The 9,745-nt window shown below is 35.4% G+C and carries 8 protein-coding genes; 2 read left to right on the forward strand and 6 right to left on the reverse strand.

Features of this window, described 5'->3' with window-relative positions; all coding sequences use genetic code 11:
* Positions 1 to 151: 151 nt before the first annotated feature.
* From pyc to OEV82_RS15470, 3 genes are all read right to left on the reverse strand, one after another.
* Complete coding sequence (gene pyc / locus OEV82_RS15460; RefSeq protein ID WP_263062374.1) at positions 152 to 3,583, reverse strand: pyruvate carboxylase; 3,432 nt, start codon at positions 3,581 to 3,583, stop codon at positions 152 to 154.
* Positions 3,584 to 3,714: 131 nt separating this feature from the next.
* The gene (gene ftsW / locus OEV82_RS15465) at positions 3,715 to 4,878 is read right to left on the reverse strand and encodes a putative lipid II flippase FtsW (RefSeq protein WP_173661564.1); all 1,164 of its coding nucleotides are present in this window, start codon (positions 4,876 to 4,878) and stop codon (positions 3,715 to 3,717) included.
* 210 nt (positions 4,879 to 5,088) lie between these two features.
* Positions 5,089 to 5,373 (reverse strand): YlaN family protein, encoded by a 285-nt coding sequence (locus OEV82_RS15470; protein WP_173661562.1) that lies wholly within the window; start codon positions 5,371 to 5,373, stop codon positions 5,089 to 5,091.
* Positions 5,374 to 5,652: 279 nt separating this feature from the next.
* Between OEV82_RS15470 and OEV82_RS15475 the strand changes: the two genes are divergently transcribed.
* The gene (locus OEV82_RS15475; protein ID WP_263062375.1) at positions 5,653 to 6,150 is read left to right on the forward strand and encodes a peptidyl-prolyl cis-trans isomerase; all 498 of its coding nucleotides are present in this window, start codon (positions 5,653 to 5,655) and stop codon (positions 6,148 to 6,150) included.
* Positions 6,151 to 6,295: 145 nt separating this feature from the next.
* Positions 6,296 to 6,922 carry a YhcN/YlaJ family sporulation lipoprotein gene (locus tag OEV82_RS15480; protein WP_263062376.1) on the forward strand — a complete coding sequence of 209 codons (627 nt, stop codon included), beginning with the start codon at positions 6,296 to 6,298 and terminating at the stop codon, positions 6,920 to 6,922.
* Positions 6,923 to 6,977: 55 nt separating this feature from the next.
* Here OEV82_RS15480 and OEV82_RS15485 read toward each other — a convergent pair whose 3' ends face one another.
* From OEV82_RS15485 to typA, 3 genes are all read right to left on the reverse strand, one after another.
* Complete coding sequence (locus tag OEV82_RS15485) at positions 6,978 to 7,178, reverse strand: YlaI family protein (protein WP_173661558.1); 201 nt, start codon at positions 7,176 to 7,178, stop codon at positions 6,978 to 6,980.
* Between the two features lie 73 nt (positions 7,179 to 7,251).
* A complete protein-coding gene (locus OEV82_RS15490; RefSeq protein ID WP_263062377.1) occupies positions 7,252 to 7,569 on the reverse strand; it encodes a YlaH-like family protein in 318 nt (105 codons plus the stop codon).
* Positions 7,570 to 7,682: 113 nt separating this feature from the next.
* Positions 7,683 to 9,515, reverse strand: a complete 1,833-nt coding sequence (gene typA / locus OEV82_RS15495) for a translational GTPase TypA (protein WP_173661556.1) — start codon at positions 9,513 to 9,515, stop codon at positions 7,683 to 7,685.
* Between the last annotated feature and the right edge of the window lie 230 nt (positions 9,516 to 9,745).

Here is a 9,745-nt window from a genome sequence, read left to right on the forward strand (position 1 = left end):
TATTGTCTGTACGCTTCGATAACATCCTAAATTTCCCCCGTTAACCAAGAATTCTATCCCTATTATACAAAAAAAGCCTGTAGATTTGGCCACTAGTTTAGGGACTTTGTCTACAAGCTGAAATTAGGGGCTGATTTTCAGCCCCTAATTTTTATTTACTTAAAATAATTAAGAGATCACCTTGTTTAATCGCTTCTTGGTCGGAAACATAAATTTCTTCAACCGTACCAGAAAATGGTGCTTGAACCGTTGTCTCCATTTTCATCGCTTCCGTTATCATTAATTGATCGCCTTGGTGAACTTGGTCGCCCTTTTTGACTAACACTTTTAGTACTGTTCCAGGCATTGTAGCTGCAATATGACTTTCATTTGTCGGATCTGCTTTCGGACGTTCCGAAACTTCAGTTTTTACACTTTCATCTTTAACTACAATTTCCCGTGGCTGACCGTTTAATTCAAAAAAGACAATCCGTGTTCCATCGCGTTGAACTTGTCCAATAGAAACAAGTTTTATAAATAATGTTTTACCTTTTTCAATTTCAATTTCTAACTCTTCTCCTAGACGCATTCCATGTAAGAATGTTGGAGTATCAATACACGAAACATCTCCATAACGATGGAAGGCTTTCACATAATCTTCAAATACCTTTGGATATAACGCATAACCTAATGCATCAAAATCTGTTGGCTTCCGTTTTAGTTTCGGGAACAGCTCTTCTTTAATTTGATCGAAATTAACCGGTTCTAATAGCTCACCTGCTCGTTTTTCTAACGGCTTTCTACCTTTTAGTACGACCTCTTGTAATTCTTTCGGAAAACCTCCATGCGGCATTCCAATATACCCTTGGAAAAATTCGATGACCGATTCAGGAAAGTCAATGGTCTTACCCTTAGTAATGACCGTTTCCTCATCTAACTCGTTTTGTACCATAAACAAAGCCATATCTCCAACGATTTTAGATGAAGGTGTTACTTTCACGATGTCCCCGAATAAGAAATTCACACGACGATACATGTCTTTGACTTCATCCCAGCGGTTCAGTAACCCAACAGCTTTCGCTTGTTGTTGCAAGTTACTGTATTGTCCACCAGGCATTTCATGTTCATAGACTTCTGGATGTGGAGCATTCATGCCACTTTCAAAGTCTTTATAGAACGACCTTACGTCTTCCCAATAATGGCTTAACGCATTCAAACCATTTAAAGAAATATTCGGTTTTCGATTATGACCATCGAGGGCATAAATGAGTGAGTTAGCACTTGGTTGTGAAGTTAGTCCGGCCATCGATGAAATAGCTGTATCAACAATGTCTACACCTGCATCGATCGCTTTTGAATAAGTAAAAATTCCATTTCCACTTGTATCGTGGGTGTGCAGGTGAATTGGAATATTTACCGATGCTTTTAATTCACTAATCAATTCATATGCTGCTTCAGGTTTCAACAGACCTGCCATATCTTTAATCGCTAATATATGTGCTCCTTGTTGTTCTAATTCTTTTGCTAGGTCAATGTAATATTGTAAATTGTATTTTGAACGGGTTGGATCATGGATATCACCTGTATAACAAATAGCCGCTTCTGCGATTTTCCCTGCATCACGTACAGCTCGAATGGCAACTTCCATTCCTTTGACCCAATTTAAGCTATCAAAAATGCGGAACACATCAATACCTGCTTGACTGGACACTTTGACAAATTCTTCGATGACATTATCTGGATAGTTTTTATATCCAACAGCATTTGACCCTCTAAATAACATTTGGAATAAAGTATTCGGCATTCTTTTACGAAGTTCGACGAGTCGTTGCCATGGATCTTCTTTTAAGAATCGATAACTTACATCAAAGGTTGCTCCGCCCCACATTTCAAAAGAGAAAGCTTCAGGTAAAAGTTTTTGAGTTGGCTCTGCAATTTTAAGCATATCATAGGACCGAATTCTCGTTGCAAGGAGCGACTGATGGGCATCCCGGAACGTCGTATCCGTAAGTAATACTTGTTCTTGATTTTTCACCCATTCTACTAATCCTTCTGGTCCGAATTCATCTAAAATTTGTTTTGTTCCTCTAATGTCGTTATTTACATCCGAAACTTTAGGGATGCGTGGTTTTGCATAAATTGGTTTCTTTACTCTTTCAATACCTGGAAAACCATTAACGGTAACATCTGCAATATACGTTAACAGTTTTGTACCCCTGTCTTTTGGAATCGGGAATTTAAACAGTTCAGGTGTTGAATCAATAAAAGATGTATCATATTCACCTTTAATAAATTTTGAATGTTGCATAACATTTATTAAAAATGCAATATTTGTTTTAATTCCGCGAACCCTGAATTCTCTTAAGTTTCGTACCATTTTTGCTGCAGCTTGTTCAAAAGTTAAGGCATGCGTAGAAACTTTAACTAATAACGAATCGTAATGTGGTGATATAACAGAACCTTGGAAGGCATTGCCTGCATCTAGACGAACACCAAAACCACCACCGGAACGATAAACGGAAATTTTTCCAGTATCTGGTAAGAAATGATTTAACGGATCTTCTGTTGTAATTCGTGATTGAATCGCATATCCTCTTGTTTGAATATTTTTTTGTTCAGGAATTCCAACTTTTGGATCATGTAAACTGTAGCCTTCAGCAATATAAATTTGGGATTGTACGATATCGATACCTGTAATTAGTTCAGTAATGGTATGTTCAACCTGTATTCTCGGATTCACTTCAATAAAATAAAATTCATCTCCGGATACTAAAAACTCAACAGTACCAGCATTGACATAGTTTGTTGATTTCATTAACTGTACGGCAGCATCACAAATCTCTTCTCGCAATTTATCCGATAAGGAAACAGAAGGAGCAACTTCTACAACTTTTTGGTGACGTCTTTGTACGGAACAATCTCTTTCGTATAAATGGACGATATTTCCTTCTGCATCGCCGAGAATTTGAACTTCAATATGTTTCGGATTAGAAATTAATTTTTCCACATAAACATCGTCGCTACCGAAGGCTGTTTTTGCCTCAGATTTCGCACGATTGTAACTTTCTACTAGTTCATCTTCTGAATGAACAATTCGCATTCCGCGACCGCCACCACCAAGAGCAGCTTTTATAATGATGGGATATCCAAATCTTTCGGCGAATTCCCGAATATCAGCTTCAGATTGGACCTCTTTTCCTGGCACAATTGGTATATTTGCATTTTTAGCGGCATTCCTTGCTTTTACTTTGTCACCAAAAGTATCTAAATGTTCAACTTTTGGCCCGATAAAGATTATGTTTTCTTCTTCACAACGTTTCGCAAACTCAATATTTTCTGACAAAAATCCGTAACCTGGGTGAATTGCATCCACATCATTTTGCTTTGCAATGCGAATGATGTCCTCTATATCAAGGTAGGCATCAATTGGTTTTTTTCCTTCTCCAACTAGATAAGCTTCATCGGCTTTATATCTGTGGTAAGAACCTGTATCTTCCTTGGAATAAATGGCAACCGTACGAATGTTTAATTCAGTACATGCTCGAAAAATCCGAATAGCAATCTCTCCACGGTTTGCAACTAACACTTTATTAATTTTCCGCATCAACTTCACCTCGAATACAATTTTACTAGTTTTTATATAAAGATTGAGAGAATTGTTGTTATCATACCAAAATTCATTAAATTCAACAATATCTCTCAATCTTTTTAAGATAACTAAATAAGCTATATGTTTTAAGAATCTAATTTTTCCTTCTCTTTCATTTCGAGATTTGCTCGGCTCGAAACACTCATTAATAATCCTATACAAATAGATAAGACCATTAATGACGTTCCACCGTAACTTACAAATGGTAAAGTAACACCTGTGATCGGAATTAACCCAGCAACCCCTCCTAAGTTAATAAAGGTTTGAATTCCAATCAATCCAGAAATACCAAAAGCTAGTAAACTCCCAAAAGCATCCTTACATTTCATTCCTAAATGGAATCCTTTTAATACAATAAATCCTAAACAAAATAAGACAAATCCTACTCCTAATACACCTAATTCTTCAGCAATAATGGCCATAATAAAATCAGTATGTGCTTCTGGCAAATATCCCAATTTTTGTATACTTTTACCAAGACCTACACCAGTCAATCCTCCTGAACCAATTGCTACATAAGAATTGACTAATTGTAATCCTTCATCAAGTTCATATTTAAATGGATCCATAAAACTGGTAAAACGTGCCATTCTTGTTTCGGTAATAAATGAATGGCCAGTTAGGGACATGACAGAAACGAAAATGAAAATTAGGAAAATACCAATCCCCGATAGTTTAAATAAATTTTTCCAGTTCATACCTGCACAAAATACGATGATAGCACCTGTCGCAAAAATAATCGCTGCAGTTCCTACATCTGGTTGGAGCACAATTAGAAAACAAAAGAGACATAGAATAACAACCGGTGGGACAACTCCTTTATTAAAGTCATTAATATATGGTTGTTTTTTACTATACACCGCAGCTAAATAAATAATAAGCGCAAGTTTTACAAATTCTGCAGGCTGAAATGAAACTCCCATAATAGAAATCCAACTTGTTGCATTATTTACCGTTTGACCACGTAGGAACAAACCGATTAATAAAGCAAACATCATGAATATCATGACCATTAAAAAAATATTATTTTTATATTTTTTGTATGGAAGAATAGCTGCAACAATACACATAACATAAGAGAGCATTAAAAACATAAGTTGCCGTTTAAAGAAAAAGTTGCTCTCAACTTCATATATTTGGATTGATGTGATCATACTTGCACTATAAACCATAATTAATCCAAATATACTTAACAGAACATATACTATTAGGAGAGAATAATCAAACGATTTCAGCCTTCTTTTTATCATCTTCCTCTTCCTATCTTATATAAAATGTTATACTTTTTCAACAAAAAAGTTATATTGTGTTATACTTTTTCAGTTTTTTGTTAAATGTGACATACTATTTGTTTATAGTATTATATCTAAGCTTCGTAAACCTATGTAAAGTTTTCACATTTGTATAATAAAAAAACCCAAACAATTGTCGGAATTCAACTGTTTGAGCTTCCTATTAGGTCACTTTTTCATAGAAGCTTCATGTAAAGCTGAAAGTTTTCTTTCAACTGAATCTAATAGCTCCTTGCCATCTTTTTCATCGACAAGCCCAAGTTTAACAGCAAAATCTATTTGACGAGAAAGACCAAACATTTGCGTATCTAAAACCTCTTCATATAACGGGCATTGGGGCATCGTTAAATGATCCATTTGAACTTCGATTAGCTTAATTATGTTCTCAGAATACTTATATAATAGACTGTAGGCTTTTTCTCGATGATCAAGTTTTGTTTCTGACGCCACCATCTTTCCCCCCTCAACCAAAAACAGTTCTTGTTAAAATTTTAACTTCAATTAAGTAAAATTGCAAGGAAATTAGGGATAAGGACATTATGTAAACTGTTTTTATTAGTAGATTTTACAACGATCTCTCCCATTCTTTTGTGATTAAAATACAATAAAAAATAACGAATCTACTAAAAAACAATTCTTTTCTTTTAATTGGCAACGCTTTAATTTTTCGTGTATACTCGGTTTAAGGAAACACAACTTGTGAGGATAAACAATCTTGGATGAGGTGAACATATGCAACAAATACTATTCATTAAAGGAAAAACGAAGTTTAACATTACACTTGACTCAGGTTCTTGGATTTTTGATGATCGAAAAATTGATATTGATACATATTTTTCAAATCAAGAACAAAGTGAAAAGGAAGTCGTGACACATGAAGAGAAGGAATCCGAATTTTGGCATCGGGCAGTACGTGAAGGTGCATACAATCCACCAACTTTAAAATCTGAAAAACAATTTAAAAAAATGAAAATGTTAACAGGTACATTCGGCATTCCGCTCGAACCATTTATTAACAATGCAGAACCATTAAAAGAGGCGACAAAACTGATACTAGAACGAAAAGAAGGAAATGTCGAACTGCCTTTGGAAAAGGTAAGTGAAATTATATTACAATTTTCCTATAAAGGTAAACCTTTGAAAGAAGATGGGCCAGTATACGTTTTATTTAAAGACGGTTCGAATTTAGATCAACCGATAAAAAACGTCACCGGTTTTATACTCGAATAATTTGCTCATCAAGGGCTAACTGCTTAGCTTTTTTAATTTTTTAAGGATTCCCTAATTAATTTTATGACAATATTAATATGACCACCTTTTTTTGAATAAGAACGAAAAAGTTACAGAAACTAAGTGAAGACAAATATACTTTGAGGTGGTCATATTGAAAAAATATATTATTTTCCTCCTGTTAATAGCTTTCTTCTTTTCAGGGTGCAATAGCAATAACGAGACAGATCGAGCTCGTAACGATCAAGAAAATTCAAATCAATTTATGAATGTAAGACATTCACCCTATGATGATGTTAAATTAGAAGATAGCGAAAAAATTTCGCAAAGACTGGCCAATATTGCTGGAAGTGTTCCAAATGTTGAACGAGCAACGGCTGTCGCTCTTGGGAAATATGCGATTGTTGGCATCGATGTAAATGAAGATCTAGATCGTTCCAAAGTAGGTGCACTTAAATATTCTGTTGCTGAAGCATTGAAAAAAGATCCAATGGGAGCAAACGCTGTTGTTGTTGCAGACCCCGACTTTATGGCTCGAATAGAGGAAATTAACGAGGATATAAAAAACGGTAAACCAGTTGAAGGTGTATTAAATGAACTAGCCGACATAATGGGTAGAATTATGCCTGAGGTTCCAAGTGACTTGGACCCTGATGTAGAACAACAAATGGAAGAACCGAAAGACGAAACAAACAATAAAAAAGCAAGGGAATTAGATCAAATACAAAACAAACAGTCAAACAACGAAAAAGAGAAACGGGAGCACAGATAAACAGTACACATCTAAATCAAGAGCTGTCAACAACTGACAGCTCTTTTTCCTTTAATTACCATTCCTCTTCGTCTTTTTTATCACGATATAGCCTGAATTTTCCAGTCGCTAATCTCTCCTTTGTTTTTTGCGAAATCCGATCATGACATTCTTGGCACATAAAGGTATGAATCGGCCGGTTTCTTAACATTTTCGCAAGAGGTGAATCATCATCAATTTCTTCTATACGATCACAAATAACACATTGAACTTTCACGATTAAACCTCCAATTATGCTGGATAGGACTAGTATAACATAAATCATAGTATTCATATAAAAGGGATCAATCTTATGTTTCAATCGATTTTTTGTTTTTATGGTGATCAAAGTACCGCCGTATTCGATAAACAAGAAGCACGGCACAAATGACGACCAATCCTTCTGCAACTGGCAAAAAAACAGCTAAGAAACTTAAAATCGTGCAACCTAGAAATAAAAAAAGATAAATAATAATTGATTTTAATAAGGGCAATTTATGTGAAAAACCTAATTTATAGGCTATTATACTCAATATGACAATCGTTCCGTATAAGAATAACATTCCTTGGTCTGGATGATCCGCAACGCGATATAATGCCGCAAAAAAAGTCAATCTTTCCTCTACCAATTTATTTTCCCCCTTTATCGACCGAATTTTCCTAAATTTCTTGTTATAATTTCATATTACATGAATTTATTGTTTTTGTAAAAAAAGATCCCTTTAACAGGGATCCTGTACATTTATACCTCTTTTTTCTTACGAGCCGCTTTTTCACGCATGGATTTATCTAATATTTTTTTACGCATGCGAATGGATTCAGGTGTAACTTCAACATACTCGTCATCATCAATGTATTGAAGCGCTTCTTCCAACGTAAAAATTCGTGGTTTTTTAATAACAGCAGTTTGATCTTTCGTTGCTGAACGAATGTTGGTTTGATGCTTTGTTTTACAAATATTCACAGTTAAATCATTGTCACGACTATGTTCGCCAACAATCATACCAGCATACACTTCTGTACCTGGTTCAACAAAAATTGTACCTCGGTCTTCAACTTGCATAATACCGTAAGTCGTAGCTGTACCAGTTTCCATCGATACAAGTACACCACGGAGTCGACCACCGACATTACCAGGTAGTTTTGGCATGTATGTTTCAAAGGAATGGTTATAAATTCCAAATCCTTTTGTAATGGACATGAGTTCTGTATTGTAACCAATTAAACCACGGGATGGAACAAGATAAATTAAGCGAACTTGTCCTTTCCCATTATTGATCATGTCAATCATTTCACCTTTCCGTCTTCCTAACGATTCAATGACGGATCCGACGAATTCTTCCGGTGTATCGATGACAACCCGCTCGAACGGTTCATGCATTTTTCCATCGATTTCTTTTAAAATGACTTGTGGTTTTGATACTTGTAATTCGTATCCTTCCCGACGCATATTCTCAATTAAGATCGATAAATGTAACTCCCCACGACCTGAAACAGTCCATGAATCAGCATCGAGTGGTTCAACTCGTAAACTAACATCCGTTTGTAATTCGGTATTCAATCGTTCCTCTATTTTTCTTGCGGTAACCCATTTTCCTTCCCTGCCAGCAAAAGGACTGTTATTTACACGGAAAGTCATTTTTAACGTAGGTTCATCAATCCGTAATGCTGGTAAAGCTTCTTGTACGTCTGGAGGTGTAATGGTTTCTCCAACATTGATATCTTCCATTCCAGAGACAGCCACTAAATCACCAGCATATGCTTCTTTAATCTCAATTCGTTTTAAGCCTAAGAATCCAAATAATTTTGTTACACGGAAATTTTTAACCGAGCCGTCTAACTTCATTAAAGTAACTGATTCACCAACACGCATAGTACCTCGGAAAATACGGCCAATCCCGATACGGCCAACGAAATCATTGTAATCAAGCAATGCAACTTGCATTTGTAATGGTTCTTCACGATTATCAATCGGTGCTGGGATTTTTTCTAATATTGTTTCATACAACACTTGCATGTTTTCCTCTTGATTGGCTGGATCAGGATCAAGACTTGCCGTGCCATTCATTGCTGAAGCATAAACAACAGGGAAGTCTAATTGTTCATCCGTAGCATCTAATTCAATAAATAAATCGAGCACTTCATCAACAACTTCTTCTGGACGTGCCGCTTCTTTATCAATTTTATTGACAACAACAACAGGTGTTACATTTTGTTCTAACGCTTTTTTCAACACAAAACGAGTTTGGGGCATAACACCTTCATAAGAATCAACAACCAATAATACACCATCTACTAATTTCATTATTCGTTCTACTTCTCCACTGAAATCTGCATGTCCTGGTGTATCTAAAATATTTATTTTAACATTTTTATATTGAACAGCAGTATTTTTAGCTAATATTGTTATTCCCCGTTCACGTTCGAGATCGTTCGAATCCATGGCTCGCTCTTCTACATGTTCATTTTCACGAAAAATTCCAGATTGTTTCAAAAGTTGGTCGACCAATGTTGTTTTCCCATGGTCAACGTGGGCTATAATTGCAATATTTCGTATATCCTCACGTATTTTCATGTTTTCGCCTGCTTTCTTGTCGAAAATTAACTAAGATATTATAACACACAATGAGCATGATGGAACAAAAAAATATTTCCTATTCCCCTTGAATACGTTTTCTATAGTTTGATGATGTATAAAATTTTGTGTAAGCAAATTTCTAGATAAATAAAAATAGGTAGGGTATTCTCAGATTTGCGACCAAACAAATTGAGAAAGGATGACCCTACCTATGTCTAGTAGTATAC

Source organism: Pallidibacillus thermolactis (assembly GCF_025660415.1).
Taxonomy (GTDB): domain Bacteria; phylum Bacillota; class Bacilli; order Bacillales; family Caldibacillaceae; genus Pallidibacillus; species Pallidibacillus thermolactis.

Excerpts from the sequence above, each read along its gene's own strand:
- pyc (WP_263062374.1), bottom strand. The coding sequence starts at position 3,583 with ATGCGGAAAATTAATAAAGTGTTAGTTGCAAACCGTGGAGAGATTGCT.
- ftsW (WP_173661564.1), bottom strand. The coding sequence starts at position 4,878 with ATGATAAAAAGAAGGCTGAAATCGTTTGATTATTCTCTCCTAATAGTA.
- OEV82_RS15470 (WP_173661562.1), bottom strand. The coding sequence starts at position 5,373 with ATGGTGGCGTCAGAAACAAAACTTGATCATCGAGAAAAAGCCTACAGT.
- OEV82_RS15475 (WP_263062375.1), top strand. The coding sequence starts at position 5,653 with ATGCAACAAATACTATTCATTAAAGGAAAAACGAAGTTTAACATTACA.
- typA (WP_173661556.1), bottom strand. The coding sequence starts at position 9,515 with ATGAAAATACGTGAGGATATACGAAATATTGCAATTATAGCCCACGTT.